The 18,259-nt window shown below is 62.2% G+C and carries 15 protein-coding genes and 1 tRNA gene; 9 read left to right on the top strand and 7 right to left on the bottom strand.

Translation table 11 applies throughout. The features are described 5' to 3' along the window. Positions 1-9 precede the first annotated feature (9 nt). The gene (locus tag V8192_RS13730) at positions 10-450 is read left to right on the top strand and encodes an EF-hand domain-containing protein (protein ID WP_341633666.1); all 441 of its coding nucleotides are present in this window, start codon (positions 10-12) and stop codon (positions 448-450) included. A gap of 10 nt (positions 451-460) precedes the next feature. On the opposite strand, the gene V8192_RS13735 is transcribed toward V8192_RS13730, so the two are convergent. After that, positions 461-688: a helix-turn-helix domain-containing protein gene (locus V8192_RS13735; RefSeq protein WP_341633667.1), complete on the bottom strand. Its 228-nt coding sequence runs from the start codon at positions 686-688 to the stop codon at positions 461-463. Then, the gene (locus tag V8192_RS13740; RefSeq protein WP_341633668.1) at positions 688-1,026 is read right to left on the bottom strand and encodes a P-II family nitrogen regulator; all 339 of its coding nucleotides are present in this window, start codon (positions 1,024-1,026) and stop codon (positions 688-690) included. Before V8192_RS13740 ends, V8192_RS13735 begins: the two co-directional genes overlap by 1 nt. Before the next feature lie 75 nt (positions 1,027-1,101). On the opposite strand from V8192_RS13740, the gene V8192_RS13745 reads away from it, so the two are divergent. Then, complete coding sequence (locus V8192_RS13745; RefSeq protein ID WP_341633669.1) at positions 1,102-1,848, top strand: phosphocholine cytidylyltransferase family protein; 747 nt, start codon at positions 1,102-1,104, stop codon at positions 1,846-1,848. Beyond that, entirely contained in the window at positions 1,815-2,510 is a 696-nt protein-coding gene (locus V8192_RS13750) for an alpha/beta hydrolase family protein (protein WP_341633670.1), read from the top strand. The genes V8192_RS13745 and V8192_RS13750 overlap by 34 nt, the downstream gene beginning before the upstream one ends. On the opposite strand, the gene V8192_RS13755 is transcribed toward V8192_RS13750, so the two are convergent. The 4 genes from V8192_RS13755 to map form a co-directional block, all read right to left on the bottom strand. Continuing rightward, positions 2,502-2,891, bottom strand: a complete 390-nt coding sequence (locus V8192_RS13755) for an acyl-CoA thioesterase (RefSeq protein ID WP_341633671.1) — start codon at positions 2,889-2,891, stop codon at positions 2,502-2,504. The genes V8192_RS13750 and V8192_RS13755 overlap by 9 nt on opposite strands. Positions 2,892-2,980: 89 nt before the next feature. Further along, positions 2,981-6,574: a M1 family aminopeptidase gene (locus V8192_RS13760; RefSeq protein ID WP_341633672.1), complete on the bottom strand. Its 3,594-nt coding sequence runs from the start codon at positions 6,572-6,574 to the stop codon at positions 2,981-2,983. Positions 6,575-6,586: 12 nt separating this feature from the next. After that, positions 6,587-7,462: an ABC transporter ATP-binding protein gene (locus V8192_RS13765; protein WP_341633673.1), complete on the bottom strand. Its 876-nt coding sequence runs from the start codon at positions 7,460-7,462 to the stop codon at positions 6,587-6,589. A 100-nt stretch (positions 7,463-7,562) separates the two neighbouring features. After that, positions 7,563-8,396: a type I methionyl aminopeptidase gene (gene map, locus V8192_RS13770; RefSeq protein WP_341633674.1), complete on the bottom strand. Its 834-nt coding sequence runs from the start codon at positions 8,394-8,396 to the stop codon at positions 7,563-7,565. Between the two features lie 48 nt (positions 8,397-8,444). Between map and V8192_RS13775 the strand changes: the two genes are divergently transcribed. The 5 genes from V8192_RS13775 (at position 8,445) to V8192_RS13795 (ending at position 17,398) form a co-directional block, all read left to right on the top strand. Next, positions 8,445-9,209: a competence/damage-inducible protein A gene (locus V8192_RS13775; RefSeq protein WP_341633675.1), complete on the top strand. Its 765-nt coding sequence runs from the start codon at positions 8,445-8,447 to the stop codon at positions 9,207-9,209. Positions 9,210-9,377: 168 nt separating this feature from the next. Further along, a tRNA-Gly gene (locus tag V8192_RS13780) sits at positions 9,378-9,451 on the top strand. A 186-nt stretch (positions 9,452-9,637) separates the two neighbouring features. After that, positions 9,638-15,019: a HAMP domain-containing protein gene (locus V8192_RS13785; RefSeq protein ID WP_341633676.1), complete on the top strand. Its 5,382-nt coding sequence runs from the start codon at positions 9,638-9,640 to the stop codon at positions 15,017-15,019. 4 nt (positions 15,020-15,023) lie between these two features. Next, positions 15,024-17,093 carry a PAS domain-containing hybrid sensor histidine kinase/response regulator gene (locus V8192_RS13790; protein WP_341633677.1) on the top strand — a complete coding sequence of 690 codons (2,070 nt, stop codon included), beginning with the start codon at positions 15,024-15,026 and terminating at the stop codon, positions 17,091-17,093. Between the two features lie 113 nt (positions 17,094-17,206). After that, entirely contained in the window at positions 17,207-17,398 is a 192-nt protein-coding gene (locus tag V8192_RS13795; RefSeq protein ID WP_341633678.1) for a hypothetical protein, read from the top strand. 8 nt (positions 17,399-17,406) lie between these two features. On the opposite strand, the gene V8192_RS13800 is transcribed toward V8192_RS13795, so the two are convergent. Beyond that, positions 17,407-17,679, bottom strand: a complete 273-nt coding sequence (locus V8192_RS13800; RefSeq protein ID WP_341633679.1) for a YciI family protein — start codon at positions 17,677-17,679, stop codon at positions 17,407-17,409. Between the two features lie 136 nt (positions 17,680-17,815). Here V8192_RS13800 and V8192_RS13805 point away from each other — a divergent pair, with 136 nt between their 5' ends. Next, positions 17,816-18,259, top strand: a complete 444-nt coding sequence (locus V8192_RS13805; RefSeq protein WP_341633680.1) for a MarR family winged helix-turn-helix transcriptional regulator — start codon at positions 17,816-17,818, stop codon at positions 18,257-18,259.

Consider the following 18,259-nt stretch of genomic DNA (forward strand, 5'->3'; position numbering starts at 1 on the left):
TTGAGAAGCATGAAGAGGCTGTTCGTCACGGTCGCGCTGGGCGCAACGTTCATCTCGGCTCCGCTCCTGGCTCAGGGCAATGGCGGAGGACGGGACCGGACCCGCGCGGAAGCCCAGCAGCGCGCCCACATGCTGTTCCAGATGCTCGACGCCAACCATGACGGCGTCGTTACCCGCGCCGAGGCGCAGCAGGCCGCAGCGCAGTTCCAGACGCAGCAAGGTGAAAACGGTCGCGGCGGAGGACGCATCCAGCGCATGCTCGAACAGGCGTTTGCAACCGGCGACTCGCTCACCCTTCAGCAGTTCGAGGCGCAGGCGCTCGCCCGTTTCGACGCGCAGGACCTCAATCATGACGGCGTTGTGACCGCTGCGGAGCGCCAGCAGTTGCGCGAGCAGCGCGCGCCGGCGCAGCCCCAGGCAGCGCCGCCCGCGCAGCCGCAGCGTCAGTAGCCCGACAACGTCAGTAAATTCGGCGCTGAGCCGAGACCAGCATCCGCAGCAGCATCGCGACCGGGCGAGGAACGCCCACTTTGCCCTCCAGCCACAAGCTCACAGCCGAACGCGAAACTCCGATCGCCTGCGCAAGGTCGTTCTGCGTACGGTAGCCAAGGCTTCGCATGGCCGAGCGCAGTTCTTCAGGCGACATGGAGGCCAGCATTTCGCGGCTGCCCGCCAGCTGATCGGCCATCAGATCGCGTCCGCTCCGCGGTCGCCGGTCCGGATCCGGATCGCCTGCTCGACGTCGAATACGAAAATCTTGCCGTCACCGATGCGCCCCGTGCGCGCAGCGTTCTCGATTGCCTCGAGCGTGTTCTCGACGAGGCCGTCCTCGACGACCACCTCGATCTTCACCTTGGGAAGGAAGTCGATCACATATTCTGCACCGCGGTAGAGCTCGGTATGACCCTTCTGGCGGCCGAAGCCCTTCACCTCGGTCACCGTGATTCCCGAGACGCCGACCTCGTGAAGTGCATCCTTCACATCGTCGAGCTTGAAGGGTTTGATGATCGCTTCGATCTTCTTCACGCAGCAATCCCCATGGCAACAGCATCAACGCTAATGCCCAATCGCCGCCGTATTTGGAAGGCAGTGCGCCGCGATATGAAAGCGATTATCCTTTCTGCAGGCCAGGGTTCGCGTCTCGGGCATCTCGTCGACGAGCGTCCCAAGTGCCTCATCGACTTCCACGGACGCAGTCTTCTCGACCGGCAACTCGACACGCTGGAGGCGAACGGTGTTCATGAAGCCGTGGTCGTTACGGGCTTTCACGACGACCGGGTCGAAGAGGCGCTGGCCGCCCGAAACGGCGGGCCGAGTGTTCGCACCATCTTCAACCCCTTCTACAAGGTCGCGGACAATACGGGCTCCCTCTACATGGCGCGCGACGAGCTTGCCGGGGACTGCCTCGTCTGGAACGGCGATACTCTGGTCTCGAGGGACCTGATGCGGCGCGTGATCACCAACGAGCAGCCGGGCATCACGGTGACTATCGATCGCAAGGATCGCTACGACGACGACGACATGAAGGTCGTGGAGAGCGCCGGCAGGCTGAAAGCGATCGGCAAGCGGCTCAAATCCGGCGTCAACGCTGAGTCGATCGGCCTCCTTGCGTTCAGGGGCGACGGCGCTGGCCGCTTCAAGGAGGCGATCGAACAGGCACTTCGCACGCCCGAGGGCACGACGATCTGGTATCTTCGCGTCATCCACCACCTTGCTCAGGCGGGCGATGTTTGGACACTCGACATCCAAGGCGAGGAGTGGGGCGAGGTCGATTTCCCGTCCGACGTTGAATCGGCCCAGGCGCTGGTTCAGCGATGGGACGCAATGGTCAAGACCGCGGCGGCCTGATGGAGGAGCTGCGCATTCCCGTCGGTAAGGAGAGTGTCTCTGGTCTCCTCATCCGGCCTTCGAATGCCAGGGCGCTCTATCTGTTCGCGCATGGCGCGGGCACGGGGATGACGCACAGCAGCCTTGTTTCGAATGCGGTTGGCCTCTCTGAGCGCGCAGTCGCGACCCTTCGCTATCAATTCCTCTACAGGGAGAAGGGACTGAAGCGGCCGGACGTCCCGAAGGTTGCGCATGCAACGGTGCGAGCCGCTGCTAGCGAAGCGGCAAGGCTCGCGCCGGACTTGCCGCTTTTCGCCGGCGGGCGCTCGTTCGGCGGTCGCATGACCTCGCAGGCGCAGGCCGAGTCACCGCTTCCGGGGGTCATCGGCCTCGCCTTCATCGGCTTCCCGCTGCACCCGGCAGGAAAGCCCGGCATTGAGCGCGCCGAGCACCTCGATCGTGTCGAGGTGCCGATGCTGTTCGTTTCCGGCGCCAACGATGCCCTGGCGGAAACCGACCTTCTCAGGAACGTGGTCGCCCGTCTTGGCGAACGCGCCACCCTCCATGAGATTGCGGATGCCGATCATAGTCTCAAGGTGCCTGCAAAAAGCGGGAGGACGGCTGCCGAAGCCGAGGCCGAGGCGCTCGATGCTATGGCTGAATGGATGCTTCAGCTAGCCTGAGGGTGGCAGAAACCGGCCGACGATGTCGAGCGCAAGCCGTGCGGGGCGTTTGGTCGCGGCATCGAGGCAGCACCAGCAGCTCGAAATCTCGCTCAGCACGTCGTCGCCCCGCCGCAGCACAGTGTGAAAGAAGGCACGTGCTCCCTCGACCTTCTCCGCAATCACTTCGGCGACCACATTGTCCTGGAGGAAGGTAGGCCTGAGGTAAGTGATCTCGTGCTTGAGAGCGACCCACAGGTGACTCGCAACGGCACTGGGCGGAGCAACGCTGCTCCAATAATCGACGACCGCTTCCTGCACCCACTTGAGGTACACGGCATTGTTCACATGGCCCATGTGGTCGATGTCAGCGGGCTCGATCGCAACAGGGTGCCGGAACATCGGTAATCGCCTCGAATCAGGAACTCCCCAGAAGGTCCCATTAGCTGACAAACGTGTCAATAAGCTGAAGGTTGCGTCCCCGGCGGGGTTCAGCTTGTCACGTCCTTCACATTGTCGTCGCTGTTCCGGTCGATGTAGAAATTATAGGGATCGACGCCGGCGAAGGCCGGTTTCCTTGCGGTGTGGATGACGATCTCTTGCGTGCCGTTAACGATCGGGCGCTGTTCCATCATGATCACGTCCTTCGCCGAAAAGGCGCCGAGACCCGGCCGTGCCTCGAAGAGGCCGATCTCGATCCGCTCGGCAAGCCTTGTCCGGGTCTCCACGCCTTTGCCGTTCGCGTAGAACTTCTCGGCCTTGATGCTGAGCGTCGTTGTCCACCCGCTCTTGTCCTTGCGCGTTTTGGCGGCGGCAACCTTGAGATCATAAAGGGTGATGCGCTCGAAGAGGTCCGTGATGAGCTGCTGCTGCTCGGGGGTCCGGGCTTCCTTGCGCAACTCCAGGATGAGGTCGACTGACCTGAGGTAGGGCGGACCTTCAAACCGCCACTTGGCAAGGAAGCGTGAAAGTGCCCGGTTGACCGTGTCCTCGCCCAGCCGCTGCTGCAGCAGGTACATGACGAGCGCGCCCTTCCGGTAATGGATGTATTGCTGGTTCTCGACGCGCTCGAGGGGCACTTCCTCGATCGCTTCGCCCTGCCGATTGCGCAGGTAATTATCGAGTTCGTACTTGAGGAAGCGCCGGATCTTATCGGGTCCGTAGAGGTGCTTCATGACCATCAGTGCCGAATATTGAGCCAGGGTCTCGCTGGTCATCGTCATGCCCTGCATGTCGGCGCCGATCACCTGATGTGCCCAATATTGGTGGGACATCTCGTGGGCGACGACATAGGTCGTGAAGTCGATCTTCTCAGGATCGTCCGTCTTGGCGTTGAATCCGATCGTCTCGGAGTAAGGCATGGTGCCCGCGAAGGCCTGGGCAAAGCTCTGGTACCCGGGGAATTCGATGATCCGTGCGTAATTGAACTGGTAGGGACCAAAGTTCGCACGATAATAATCCAGCGCGGCGCTCATCGCGTTCAGCATCTTGCCGACGTTCCAGTCGTGGCCTTGATGATAATAGACGCTCTGGCGGATGCCGCTGTGGACGATGCTGGCGATGCGATAGTCCGCCGACTGGACCGAGAAAAAATTGAGGATCGGTGCAGTGCTGACGAAATGGGCGGTGCGCCGTCCGTTCGAGGTGACGTCCGAGACCCGGCTCCCGGGGGCGATCGGCGTCTGCGCGGCATCGGTCGTCAGCATGATGTCGGAAGTCACCCAGTCCGAGCCGATGTAGTTGCGGGCGGTTGCCGACATGTCCTCGAGCCTTGCGGGCCTCAGTTCCGGAGGAAGGTGCTGGCGCCGCCGCTTTGAGCGATCGGTGAGCAGATTATTGCGGTCCATCCCGATGATCGGAGCGAATTCGACATTGTTGACGAAGGTGCCGTTGGAGATGACATCGGTCGCCGGGTCGAATGCGCGAAAGCCCCGGCGCCACAGGCGCGAGCGGAAGGTGAGGGCGCTCATGGCGCCTGGCGCCAGCGGCTTGTTGAACCGGTAGATGCGATAGCCGAACTTTTCGTCGTCGCTTGCAAGATGGGCGCCTGCGACATCGAGCTTCAGCCATTCGATGCCCTGGCTTCCCTTGCGCACGTGGATCTCGCGGAGCGGGGCAGCGGTCTTGTTGACTAGGTCATAGCGGCCCTCCGTGATGAGCAGCCGCCGTGCAGGATGGAGCTGGAGGGCGAGTGTCACCTTGGTGATCGCCGGGTTCGGCAATTTCTCGAACTTCAAATATTTGCGCTCGTAGTCGGCGCTGAATTTCTCGGCTTCGTCGTCCGTCTGGTAGCGATTGAGGACTTTGATGTTGTAATAAGCATAGGCGCCAGTCGCGGCCATTCCGGCAAGCGATACGCCGGCAATGGCGATAACCGGAGCGCTTGCCATCCCTGGCAGCCGGCGAATACGGCTGCCGACGGCAAGATCCGTTCCGCGCGGCCACAGGAGGTGCGCGACTAGCGCCAGGATGGCGGCAAAGCAGAGCCAGTAGAACTGAAGCACCGCCTGGCCCCACCAGAAACCGTCTGCGCCGACGAAGTCGCTCAACGGCTCGTTGGGCGTCCCGTCATAAGTATAGAGCGGGTTGGAATAGCCCATGTTGTTGAGGAAGATCCCGCCTACGAACCAGACGAACAGGATGCCCCAGCCCACATATTTGTTGGGACTGAGCACCTGGACGAAGACGGCGAGGATCGCGATCAGCAGGCCGTCGATCGCGGCAGGAATGATGAACCATCCAAGATATTGCGCCATGCCCACCACGCGAGCGCCCTCGACAAGCTGATAGAAAAGACCCGTCAGCATTGCGGCGAGATTGACGATCAGGAGCACAAGGAAGATTGCGAGCATCTTGGGGACGGTCATGACCCAGCTCGGCGCCGCGGTGGAATCGATGAGCTCGTTGAGCTTCCGGTCCCGTTCCCGCCACACGAGCTCGCCGCCGTAGAAGGCAGCGATCATCAACAGCACGATCTGGAAATTGCCGCGGACCGAAGTGATCGTCGCGGCAAGCGTCGGGTGGTCGCTGGTGCCGTAGATGGAGCGACCGAACCACAGGAGGGCAGCGGTGTTGCCGATGCCGAACAAGGTGAGGACCAGCGTCCCAGGGCTCGTCAGCACCAGCTGCGTCTCGATCCGCAGGCGCATCAGGAACTGGTCAAGGCGCGAAGGACGAAGGTCGCGGGCAATGACGCGTGCCCCGTCCAGGTGCGGAACCACCGAGGCTATCCGAGCTTCCCTTGCGTCCCTTTTTGCAAGCCGCCTGAGCCGGCGCCTGGACGGCGCGCGCTCGGTCATCGAGAAGCGCCACAGGGTGAAGCCAAGGAACATCAGTGCAAGGACGATCGCAAAGGCTCGGTTGAAGAGCAGCGCGCCCGTCAGTTCGACGAGCTTCGTGTTCATCTCGCTTTGCGTCCAGTAGCGCGTCGCCTCGCGAAGCGCGCCGTTGCCGAGCGGCTCGAACCTTGCAAAGGTGTCCCGATACTCGATCTTCTGGCCGAGCACGCTGACGGTGACGAGATAGCCCATCACGAGAAGGACGGCACCGATATAGGCCGCCATCATCGATCTCAGCACCGTCGCCAGCGCGAACAGGAGCGCGCAGGTGAGGAGGATGTTCGGAAGGGCGAAGACGGCGAAGTTCCAGGCGTAAAAGGACAGCCTCTGCGGGCCGAGCGTCTCCGGATCGACCCAGGGCATCGCGGCCCCCGCTGCCATTCCGAGCGGAACGGCAAGGTAGCCGAGCCAGGCGATGATGAGGCCGCCGAGAAAGCGCCCAATGACGATCTGGTAGGCCCTCACCGAAGTTGCCCGGACGATCGGCGCAAAACCGCTGCTGTCGTCCCGCACGATTGCATTGGCGACGAAGGCGGTGACGACGAACAGGTAGAAGAGGGTCAGGATCGCGGTAGCGACGGCGATTGCGTAGGGCGCGTTCTCGTGGACTGCGCCGGGCGTTCCGATGCGGACATTCTCGCTTGCCGTGATGCCGAAGCCAAGCAGGAAGAAGATTGCGATCGAGACCCAGAAAACGGGGTTGCGCAGCTGGTAGCGGATTTCAAATCCGGTGATTCCAAGAAGCATGGCGGATGCCTCTCAGGCGGCGCGGCGAAGGGTGGAGAGCGTCGAGAAATAGACGTCTTCCAGTCCGCCCTCGACCGGCTCGAAACCGTCCGGCGGACTGTCGGAAAGGACGTGGATGACGGAATTGCCGGCGACCAGCCGCGTTGAAATGACCTCGTATTTCGACTGGTAATCCTCGAGCTCCTGGCGGGCGATCACCTTCTTCCAGATCCTGTTCCTCGTCGCCGCGATGAGATCGGCAGGCTTGCCCTCCAGCTGCAGGCGGCCGTTCGCGAGGACCGCCATGCGCGGACAGAGATCGGCGACGTCATCGACGATGTGGGTCGACAAGATGACGACGACATTGTCGCCGATCGCGGCGAGCAGGTTGAGGAAGCGGTTGCGCTCCTCGGGATCAAGACCGGCAGTTGGCTCGTCGACGATGATGAGTTCGGGATTGCCGATCAGTGCCTGTGCTATCCCGAAGCGCTGGCGCATTCCGCCTGAAAAGCCCGCGATCGACTTGTTGCGAACCGCCCACAGATTGGTCTGTTCAAGCAGTGTCTCGACGGTGGACTTGCGGTCCTTCCCATTGGTGATGCCCTTGAGGATGGCGAGCTGGTCGAGCATCGAATAGGCCGAGACGCGCGGATAGACGCCGAAATCCTGGGGCAGGTAGCCGAGCGTTCGTCGCAGCCGTTCCGGGTCGGCAAGGACGTCGATGTCACCGAAGCTGATCGAGCCAGCAGTTGGCTGCTGGAGGGTCGCGACGGTGCGCATCAGCGTCGACTTGCCCGCGCCGTTGGGCCCCAGGAGGCCGTACATGCCGCGCGGGATCGAGAGGCTCACGTCGTCAAGTGCGACCGTGCCATTGGCGTAGGTGTGCGAAAGACTGGCGATTTCGAGCATTGATCCCCCCGGATTTCGGGCGATTGATCAAGGGGGTAACCGTTGCAGTCAAGTCGCCCTGCGAACCTTTTCGACCGGCCGACGAACGGCCGGCAAGGGTTCAGGCGTATGGCGGCCGGTCAAGGCCTGCGGGGCTCTTCGTGAAGATCTCGCAGCCGCTTTCCGTAATCCCGATCGAATGCTCGAACTGCGCCGAAAGCGAACGGTCGCGCGTGACTGCAGTCCAGCCGTCCTCAAGAACCTTCACGTCGGGACGCCCGATATTGATCATCGGTTCGACGGTGAAGATCATGCCGGGCTTGAGTTCGGGCCCGGTTCCGGGCCTGCCGGCGTGCACGACTTCCGGGCTGTCGTGGAACACGCGCCCGACGCCATGGCCGCAGAAATCCCGGACCACGCTATAGCGGCTGGATTCCGCGTGACGCTGGATTGCGTTCGCGATGTCGCCCAGATGGTTGCCGGGTTTTGCCTGCTCGAGCCCGAGCATCAGGCATTCATACGTCACGTCGACGAGCTTCATTGCCCGAAGCGGGACGTTCCCGACCAGGTACATGCGGCTCGAGTCGCCGTGCCAGCCATCGATTATCGGCGTCACATCGATATTGACGATGTCGCCGTCCTTCAGCGTGCGCTGCTCGCTTGGAATGCCGTGGCACACGACATGGTTGATCGAAATGCAGCAGCTCTTCGTATAGCCGCGGTAGCCAAGCGTCGCTGGAAGACCGTCGGCCTCGGTCGTCATCCGGTAGACGATATCGTCCAGTTCCTGCGTCGAAACGCCCGGAACGACGTGGGGCACGAGGGCATCGAGAATCTCGGCGGCGAGCCGCCCGGCGCGGCGCATTCCCTCGAATCCCTCGGGGCCGTGGAGCTTGATGATTCCGCTCTTCGCCTCGATGCGGTCGTCGGGAGCGACGGTGATGTATTGAGTCATCGGTCCTAGATAGGCACTGGGCAGCTTGAAGTCGAATGGAGAAGGTCCTTGGCCGCTCAGTCGAAGCAATGGAACGCGGCGCTTTTGGTCATCGGCGATGAGATCCTGTCGGGTCGAACCCAGGACAGGAATATCGCGCAGGTCGCACTATGGCTCAACGAACAGGGAATCCGCTTGAGGGAGGTGAGGGTGGTGCCCGATGATATTGGGAGCATCGCGGCGGCGGTGAACGCGCTCCGAACGAGCTATGATTATCTGTTCACGACGGGCGGGATCGGACCCACTCACGACGACATAACCGTCGATGCCATGGCGACAGCCTTCGGAGTAGAAGTCATCGAGCACCCGGAGGCACGCAGGATCCTCGAAAATTATTATCGCGACCGGCCGGGCGGACTGACTGAGGCCCGGCTGAGGATGGCGCGTACTCCGCGAGGCGCGGAGTTGATCCAAAACCCCAGTTCGGGAGCGCCGGGCGTGAAGATCGAGAACGTCTACATTCTGGCGGGGGTGCCACAGATTGCCGCAAGCATGCTGGAAGCACTCAGGGGGAAACTCGAAGGCGGACGCCCGGTAGTCTCGGTCACCGTTGGTGCACGAGCGGCCGAGAGCGATGTCGCGGACCTGCTGAGGGAGACGGAGGCCGCCAATCCAGGCGTCGCAATCGGAAGCTATCCTTTTTTCAGGGACGGGAGCTACGGGGCGAACTTCGTGATCCGGTCGGAGGACGCCGATCTTGCCCGTCGCACCGGCGATGAATTGTCCGGAAGGCTGCGGGATGCGGGTTTCGAGCCAGTCGAGGGCGGAATTTGACCCTCGCGGCCGTGGCGGGTGACCATTCTTGCAGGAGCGCATACGCGGCCATCATGGACGGACGTCCGCTCCACGGAGCTGCCGCGACCCCTTCAAGAATGTCGTGATCCTGCGGCTCGCGAGGCGTTGACTTGGGACCGACGAAATTCCACATCGGCGCGACCTCGGGCGGGTATGATGTAATGGTAGCCTGTCAGCTTCCCAAGCTGATCGCGCGGGTTCGATTCCCGCTACCCGCTCCAGCCCCGGCACATTGGCGAAATGCGCGAACCGGGTACCAGAATTGGCTCCGTCCAAGGATTTGAACGATTGAGGTTCAAATTTTCAGGAAGCATAAACCAAATCTTTTGATAAGCTGAGAGTTCGCAGCCGGGGGGCTGCGCTTGGATCAACCTGGGTGGGGGGAGAGTAGCCACCGGAGTAACCACGTGAACGTCCAAGCACCGCGCGACTTCATTGATCGCCGCCAACTCGTCAGCGCGCTGCGCGCTTTGCGCCGCGGCGACTTCTCCGTGCGTCTCCCTGAGGAGGTCGACGGGCTCGATGGCGAGATTGCAACCGTCTTCAACGAGGTGGTCTCTCTCAACGAGGAAATGGCCCAGGAGTTCGAGCGGCTTTCCAAGGTCGTCGGCAAGGAAGGCAAGATCACCCAGCGGGGCCGGGTGAAGAATGCGCGCGGCGGTTGGGAAACGGCCGTCCGGTCGGTCAACGAGCTCATCGAGGACATGGTGCAGCCGACGGCTGAAGTGTCCCGCGTCATCGGCGCGGTCGCCAAGGGCGACCTTTCTCAAAGCATGACGGTTGAAATCGACGGCCGGCCGCTGCGCGGCGAATTCCTGCGCATCGGTAAGGTTGTGAACACCATGGTGGACCAGCTGAACGGCTTCGCCTCCGAAGTGACGCGCGTCGCACGCGAGGTCGGCACGGAAGGAAAGCTCGGCGGTCAGGCCAAGGTGAAGGGTGTCGCCGGCACGTGGAAGGACCTCACCGACAATGTGAACGCGATGGCGACCAATCTCACCGGCCAGGTGCGAAACATCGCGGAAGTGACGACGGCCGTCGCTCGCGGCGACCTTTCCAAGAAGATCACCGTCGAGGTGAAGGGCGAGATCCTCGAGCTCAAGAACACGATCAACACCATGGTGGACCAGCTTAACGGCTTCGCCTCGGAAGTGACCCGCGTCGCGCGCGAAGTGGGAACGGAAGGAAAGCTTGGGGGCCAGGCCCGCGTCGAAGGCGTCGCGGGCACCTGGAAGGACTTGACGGATAACGTCAACCTCATGGCCGACAATCTGACCGGCCAGGTCCGCAATATTGCAGAAGTCACGACCGCGGTCGCCAAGGGCGATCTTTCCAAGAAGATTACCGTCGACGTGAAGGGCGAGATCCTCGAGCTCAAGAACACCATCAACACGATGGTGGACCAGCTTAACGGCTTCGCCTCGGAAGTGACCCGCGTCGCGCGCGAAGTGGGAACTGAAGGAAAGCTGGGCGGGCAGGCGCAGGTGCCCGGCGTCGCCGGCACCTGGGCCGACCTAACCGACAATGTGAACGCGATGGCGGCCAACCTCACGGGCCAGGTCCGCAACATCGCCGAGGTGACGACCGCAATTGCTCGCGGTGACCTTTCCAAGAAGATCACCGTGGACGTGAAGGGCGAGATCCTCGAGCTCAAGAACACCATCAACACCATGGTGGACCAGCTCAATTCCTTTGCGTCCGAAGTGACGCGCGTCGCGCGCGAAGTGGGTTCGGAAGGAAAGCTCGGCGGCCAGGCGCAGGTCGAAGGCGTCGCTGGCACTTGGAAGGACCTTACCGACAACGTGAACCTCATGGGCGGCAATTTGACGGCGCAGGTCCGCAACATCGCTGAGGTGACGACGGCGGTCGCCAAGGGGGACCTTTCCAAGAAGATCACCGTCGACGTCCGTGGCGAGATCCTCGAGCTCAAGGACACCATCAATACGATGGTGGACCAGCTCAATTCTTTCGCGTCCGAGGTGACGCGCGTGGCGCGCGAAGTAGGCTCGGAAGGAAAGCTCGGCGGTCAGGCGCAGGTCGAAGGCGTTGCCGGCACCTGGGCCGATCTCACCGACAGCGTGAACCTCATGGCCGGCAATCTGACGGGCCAGGTGCGCAACATTGCCGAGGTGACGACCGCGGTCGCGCGGGGCGACCTTTCCAAGAAGATTACCGTGGACGTGAAGGGGGAGATCCTCGAGCTCAAGAACACCATCAACACGATGGTCGACCAGCTGAACGCGTTCGCGAGCGAGGTGACGCGCGTCGCCCGCGAGGTCGGTACCGAGGGCAAGCTTGGCGGGCAGGCGCAGGTGCCCGGCGTCGGCGGCACGTGGAAGGACCTCACCGACAATGTGAACGCGATGGCGGCCAACCTCACGGGCCAGGTCCGCAACATCGCGGAGGTGACCACCGCGGTCGCCTCCGGTGACCTTTCCAAGAAGATCACCGTGGACGTGAAGGGTGAGATCCTCGAGCTCAAGAACACCATCAACACCATGGTGGACCAGCTCAATTCCTTCGCGAGCGAGGTGACGCGCGTCGCCCGCGAGGTCGGCACGGAAGGAAAGCTAGGCGGCCAGGCGCAGGTACGCGGCGTCGCCGGCACGTGGAAGGACCTTACCGACAACGTGAACCTCATGGCCGCGAACCTTACGGGACAGGTGCGCAACATCGCCGACGTGACAACCGCGGTCGCCAAGGGCGACCTTTCCAAGAAGATCACCGTGGACGTGAAGGGCGAGATCCTCGCGCTCAAGAACACGATCAACACCATGGTCGATCAGCTCAACGCGTTCGCGAGCGAGGTTACCCGCGTCGCCCGCGAAGTCGGCACCGAGGGCAAACTTGGCGGGCAGGCACAGGTGCCCGGCGTCGGAGGGACCTGGAAGGACCTGACCGACAACGTGAATCTCATGGCGACCAACCTTACCAACCAGGTGCGCGGCATCGCCGAGGTCGTGACCGCGGTGGCGCAGGGCAACCTCAAGCGGAAGCTGACCGTCGATGCCAAGGGCGAGATCGCGGCGCTCGCCGACACCATCAACTTCATGATCGACACGCTCTCGACCTTTGGCGATCAGGTCACCAACATGGCCCGCGAGGTCGGCATCGAGGGCAAGCTTGGCGGGCAGGCGCGCGTCCCTGGCGCGGCGGGCCTGTGGCGCGACTTGACGGACAACGTGAACCAGCTCGCCGCGAACCTCACCAACCAGGTCCGCTCGATCGCCGAAGTTGCGACCGCCGTCACCAAGGGCGACCTTACCCGCTCCATCGCGGTCGAGGCGTCGGGCGAGATGGCGGCGCTCAAGGACACGATCAATGAGATGATCAGCAACCTCAAGGAGCAGACGCTGAAGAATGCCGAGCAGGACTGGCTCAAGACCAACCTCGCTCGCTTCAGTCGCATGCTCCAGGGCGAACGCGATCTTGCGACCGTCTCGAACCTCATCATGTCCGAGCTCGCACCGCTGGTGAACGCGCAATATGGTGTCTTCTACGTAACCAAGCGCGAAGAGGACGAGACGAAGCTGGAACTCGTCGCGAGCTACGGCGCGGAAAACGCCGACGAACTCAAGCAGGATTTCCGCCTGCGCGAGGGCCTGATCGGACAGGCTGCGGCCGACCGCCGGCCAATCCTCCTGAAGGACGTCCCACCGGATTTCATCCGTATCGGCTCAGGCCTTGGCTACGCGAGACCGGCAAACGTCAACATTCTCCCGGCGCTGTTCGAGGACGAGGTGAAGGCGGTCATTGAACTCGCCTCGTTCGGCGAGTTCAACGAGACTCACCAGAACTTCCTCGACCAGCTTATGGAATCGGTCGGCATCGTGCTCAACACGATTGCCGCAACGATGAGGACGGAAGGTCTTCTCAAGCAGTCGCAGCTGCTGACGACCGAGCTCCAGGCGCGGCAGACCGAGCTCACGCGCAAGCAGCAGGAGCTCCACGCGACCAACGAGGAGCTTCAGGAAAAGGCGCAGCTGCTCGAAAACGAGAAGAAGCAGGTCGAGGCGAAGAACCTCGAAATCGAGATGGCGCGACGCGCGCTCGAGGAAAAGGCCGAGCAGCTGGCGCTCACCTCGAAGTACAAGTCAGAGTTCCTTGCCAACATGTCGCATGAGCTCAGGACCCCGCTCAACTCGCTGCTGATCCTTTCAAAGCTCCTGTCCGACAATGCTCAGGGAAACCTCAACGACAAGCAGGTCGAGTTCGCTCGGACCATCAATTCGGCGGGATCGGATCTCCTCAACCTCATCAACGACATCCTCGATCTCTCGAAGATCGAATCGGGTACGGTGACGATCGAGGTTGGCGAGATGCCGATGATGCATCTCAAGCAGCACATGGAGCGCACCTTCCGCCAGCTAGCCGCAGACAAAGGCCTCGAATTCAACGTCAAGTTCGACGCCAAACTGCCGCAAACGATCCTTACCGACGAGAAGAGGCTGCAGCAGATCGTGCTCAATCTTCTCTCCAACGCCTTCAAGTTTACCTCGAAGGGCGGCGTCACCCTGGGCGTTCGCACTGCGCACAGTGGATGGAACAAGACCCACCCGGTTCTGCGGAAAGCCGACCGTGCGATCGAGATCGCCGTTACCGACACCGGTATCGGCATTCCGGACGACAAGCAGAAGCTGATCTTCGAGGCATTCCAGCAGGCTGACGGTACGACCAGCCGCAAATATGGCGGCACGGGCCTTGGCCTCTCGATCAGCCGCGAGATCGCAAGGCTGCTCGGAGGCGAGTTACAGGTACGCTCAAGGCCGGGCGAGGGATCAACCTTCACGCTCTATATCCCGCTCGAGGCGGAAGCAGACGTCGGGACCACGGTTTCCGGGACGTCCGCCCGCTATGACAATAGCGGAGCAGTGGTGCCTTCGGCCCTTCCAACCGGGTTCGAGGTCAGCGATGATCGGGACGAGATCGGCAAGGACCCGTTCGTTCTCATTGTCGAGGACGACCCGACCTTCGCGTCGATCCTTCTCGATGCAGCGCACGAGGCAAAGCTCAAGGGAGTGGTCTCGACGGCTGGTGCCGGTACGCTCGCGATGGCGCGCAAGCTTCAGCCGAGCGCGATTACGCTGGACTTGGGCCTGGCCGACATCGACGGGTTCGTACTGCTCGACCTTCTGAAGCACGATCCCGAGACGAGGAACGTTCCCATTCATGTTGTTTCGGGCGCCGATCGCAGCCAGGCGGCCATTGGCATGGGTGCCTTTGGAGTGACGGAGAAGCCGGCGGAGCGCGCAGAGCTCGTCAAGCTATTCGACGCCCTCCGCGAGGAAACGGCCAAGAAGCCGCGCAAGCGGCGCAAGACCGAGGGAGCCGCATCGCCATCGAGTAACCCCCTGGCGGAGCTTGCCGGATCCAAGGTGCTGATCGTCGATGACGACATCCGCAACATCTTCTCGCTTACGAGCGTTCTGGAGAGCCATGACGTCGAAGTGCTTCACGCCGAGCGGGGAAAGGACGGAATTCTGATCCTCGAGCAGACACCAGGCGTCGATGTCGCGCTCATCGACATCATGATGCCGGAGATGGACGGGTATGAAACGATGCAGCAGATCCGAGCGCGGCCCGAGCTTGCCGACCTGCCACTGATCGCGGTGACTGCCAAAGCGATGAAGGGCGACCGGAAGAAATGTCTCGATGCCGGGGCTTCCGACTATATCGCGAAGCCCGTCGACATCGAGCTTCTCCTTGCTCTCTTGCGCGTCTGGGTTGCCCGCGGCCGGGAGACCCTGGCGGCATCCGCGCCGCCGATCCCGCTGGAGGCGGCGGAGTAATCCCGTGAACGGTCCGGTGGGGGAAATACCAGTCCCGCTCCGCCTCGCGGACGAGGAGCCGGCTGCCGAACGGCAGCCCGAGCACGCACGGGTCCTTTTGGTTGACGACGATGAGCGAAACCTCCTCGCCGTCGCGACCGTGCTCGAGGATCTTGGAGAAGTGGTGCTCGCCCGCTCTGGCGAGGAGGCGCTTCGGCATCTTTTGAAGGGCGAGTTCGCGGTAATCCTGCTCGACGTCTACATGCCGGGCATGGACGGCTATGAAACCGCCCAGATCATCCGGAGCCGTGACCAGACCAAGGGCATTCCGATCGTCTTCCTGTCGGCTGTGAACAAGGAAACCGAGCATCTCCTGCGCGGATATTCCATGGGTGCGGTCGACTATGTGTTCAAACCGGTCGATCCCGTAATCCTGCGTTCCAAGGTCGCAGTCTTCGTTGAACTGTTCGAAAAATCGAAAGAGGTCGAGCGAAAGGCAAGGCACGAGCAGGCGCTTCTCGATGCGAACCTTCGCGCCAATGCCGAACGACTGCGCGCGGAGCAGGAACTAAGGCGCGCGGAGCAACGCCAGGCAGCGATCATCCAGTCTCTGCCGATGGTGCTTTATCTCGAACCCTATGACGCCAATCCGCGCGCGCCGACCTATGTGAGCGGTGACCTTGAAGGGATCTGCGGTTTTACCCTGGAAGAGGTTCACGAGCGGCCACAGATTTGGGTCGATCGGCTCCATCCCGAGGATCGCAACCGGGTCATCGCCTCACTCGAGGCAAGGCGGAAAACAGGGCGCGGATCCATTGAATATCGCTGGCAGTGCGCGGAGGGCGGCTACAAGCATTTCCATGATCAGGCCGTGCTTCTCAGGGATGGTGACGGCAAACCGGTCGAATTCGCTGGCACGCTGACCGACATCAGCGAGCAGCGGTCGCTCGAGAGCCAGCTGATCCAGGCCCAGAAGATGGATGCAATCGGAAAGCTGACGGGCGGCATCGCGCACGATTTCAACAATCTGCTTGCAGCGGTGATCGGTGGCCTCAGCCTCATCGAGCGCAAGGTCGAGCTCCCGGAGGAGCAGCGGCGCGTCCTGGGCATGACGAGGCGCGCTGCCGAGCAGGGAAGCGAGCTCGTCCGGCGCCTGTTGGCATTCGCCCGGCGCCAGCAGCTCGAGCCGCGGCCGATCGACCTTGTTGCGCTTCGCGAGGCTGTCGCCGACCTCCTCACGCATACGCTCGGCGGCCTCGTCCATCTTGAATGGCAGATCGAGGATGGAACCTGGCCGGTATTCGCGGACCAGGCGCAGCTCGAGCTCGCGCTCGTCAATCTCATCATCAACGCGCGCGACGCGATGCCCACCGGAGGGACAATCACGATCATCACCGGCAACCGCGTGCTTTCAAACGAGGAACTGCCGGAAATCGCGGGCGGAGACTATGTCCATCTCGCCGTCGCCGACACCGGAACGGGCATTTCGTCGGACAATATCGAAAAGGTGATGGAGCCCTTTTTCACGACCAAGGAGATAGGCAAGGGCAGCGGGCTCGGCCTCAGCATGGTCTATGGTTTTGCCAAACAGTCAAACGGTGCGTTCCGGCTCGAAAGCGAGTTGGGTGCCGGGACTACAGCTGAACTGTGGTTGCCGCGGGCTCCGGAATCCGCGGTTGCCGAGGAGCCCAAGGTCATAGAGCAAAGCAAGATCACGCTGCGCTCGCTCAAGGTACTGCTGGTCGACGACCATCCTGAGGTCAGAAGCACGACTGCCGCGGTGCTCGAGGACGGCGGCCACAAGGTCGTCGAGGCGGACAATGGTGCGGAGGCGCTCGTGCTTCTGAAGAAGCGCGACTGCGATTTCGACCTCCTCATCACCGATTACGCGATGCCCCACCTCTCCGGCACCGACTTTCTGCGCCAAGCAAGGGAGCTGTGTCCCGAAGTCCCGGCGCTTCTCATCACTGGTTACGCCGAGACTGAAATCATTTCCGACCGCCCGAAGGGCGTCGAGATGCTTCTCAAGCCCTTTACTCCAGCGGTGCTCGAAGCCGCGATCGGCCGTGCTTGCGGGGGCGCCGCGTCGTCCTGATCCTGGGAGCGCGTTCTTCGACAGGAGTCGACGCAAGAAAGCGACAAGCTGCGAAACCCGATCGATCCGCCGCGGTTTATAAACGCGGTTGTTCGGTGGATTGAGGTTTTTTCGTGTCGCAGGTGAATGACCCCCGCGAAGGGGAGTTCGAAGCAGCAAATTTACTGTTGAGCGAGGGACTGAAGACGTGCCGGTCGGTCGTCAGCAATTACAAGGCGCTTCTGTCCGCGGAACAGCAGGTCTCATCCGGTCAAGCCGATAGCGACGGGGGTGAGGCATCGATGGACCCTGGCGCGGAGCGCTGAACGGACGGCTAGCCCACTTCGTTCTGATATTGGAACAAGTGGAATTCACTGTAGAGGCCGGCGGCGCGGATCGGACTTTCCGCCACGAGCGCCTCGGCGGCGTCGCGGTGGTCGGCCTCGAAGATCATGAGGTAGCCCGCTCGCTCGCCCGCTTTGTTGCGTAGTGCCCCCGCGGCCTGGATGGGAATGTAGGGCTGCTGCAGGAACTGGCTGATTTGCTCCTGCACGTCCTGGTCGATTGCTTCGCCCGCTTTTAGAAATCCCATCCAAACGAATTGCATCGCCGGTCTCCTGCGGCTCTTGGGCAAGCCAAGCAGAAGTCTTGCTGCCGGCGCAAGATGAAATTCGCCGGCAGCGGGAACCGGCGGTCGTCTAAAGGGTTGCTTAATATAAGCAAGCTTACTATATCGGTTGCTCATGGAAACCCTTCCCTTCGAGATTGGCGAGACCGCCCATGCCCTGCGCAAGGCCTTCGACAGGCGTGCCGTGGGGCTCGGGGTGACCCGCGCGCAGTGGAAAGTCCTGTTCCGCCTGACGCGCCAGCCCGGCCTTCGGCAGATCGAGCTCGCGGACATGCTCGACATCGAGCCGATCACATTGTCGAGGATCGTCGACCGGCTCGAGGATGGAGGCCTGGTCGAACGCGTGGCCGATCCGGCGGATCGTCGCGTCTGGCGGCTTCACGTCACCGCACGTGCACAGCCGCTGGTCGAGAAGCTTCGGGGAGTGGCCGACGAGATGATCGCCGAGGCGTTTGCAGGAATTGACCCCAAAGAGATTGAAATCACGAGGCAAGTGCTCGCCAGAGCGCGCGAGAACGCCTCTCGGACCGCACCGATGAACAGGGCTTCCAATCAATGA

This window comes from Sphingomonas agri, from assembly GCF_038148795.1.
Classification (GTDB): Bacteria; Pseudomonadota; Alphaproteobacteria; order Sphingomonadales; family Sphingomonadaceae; genus Sphingomicrobium; species Sphingomicrobium agri.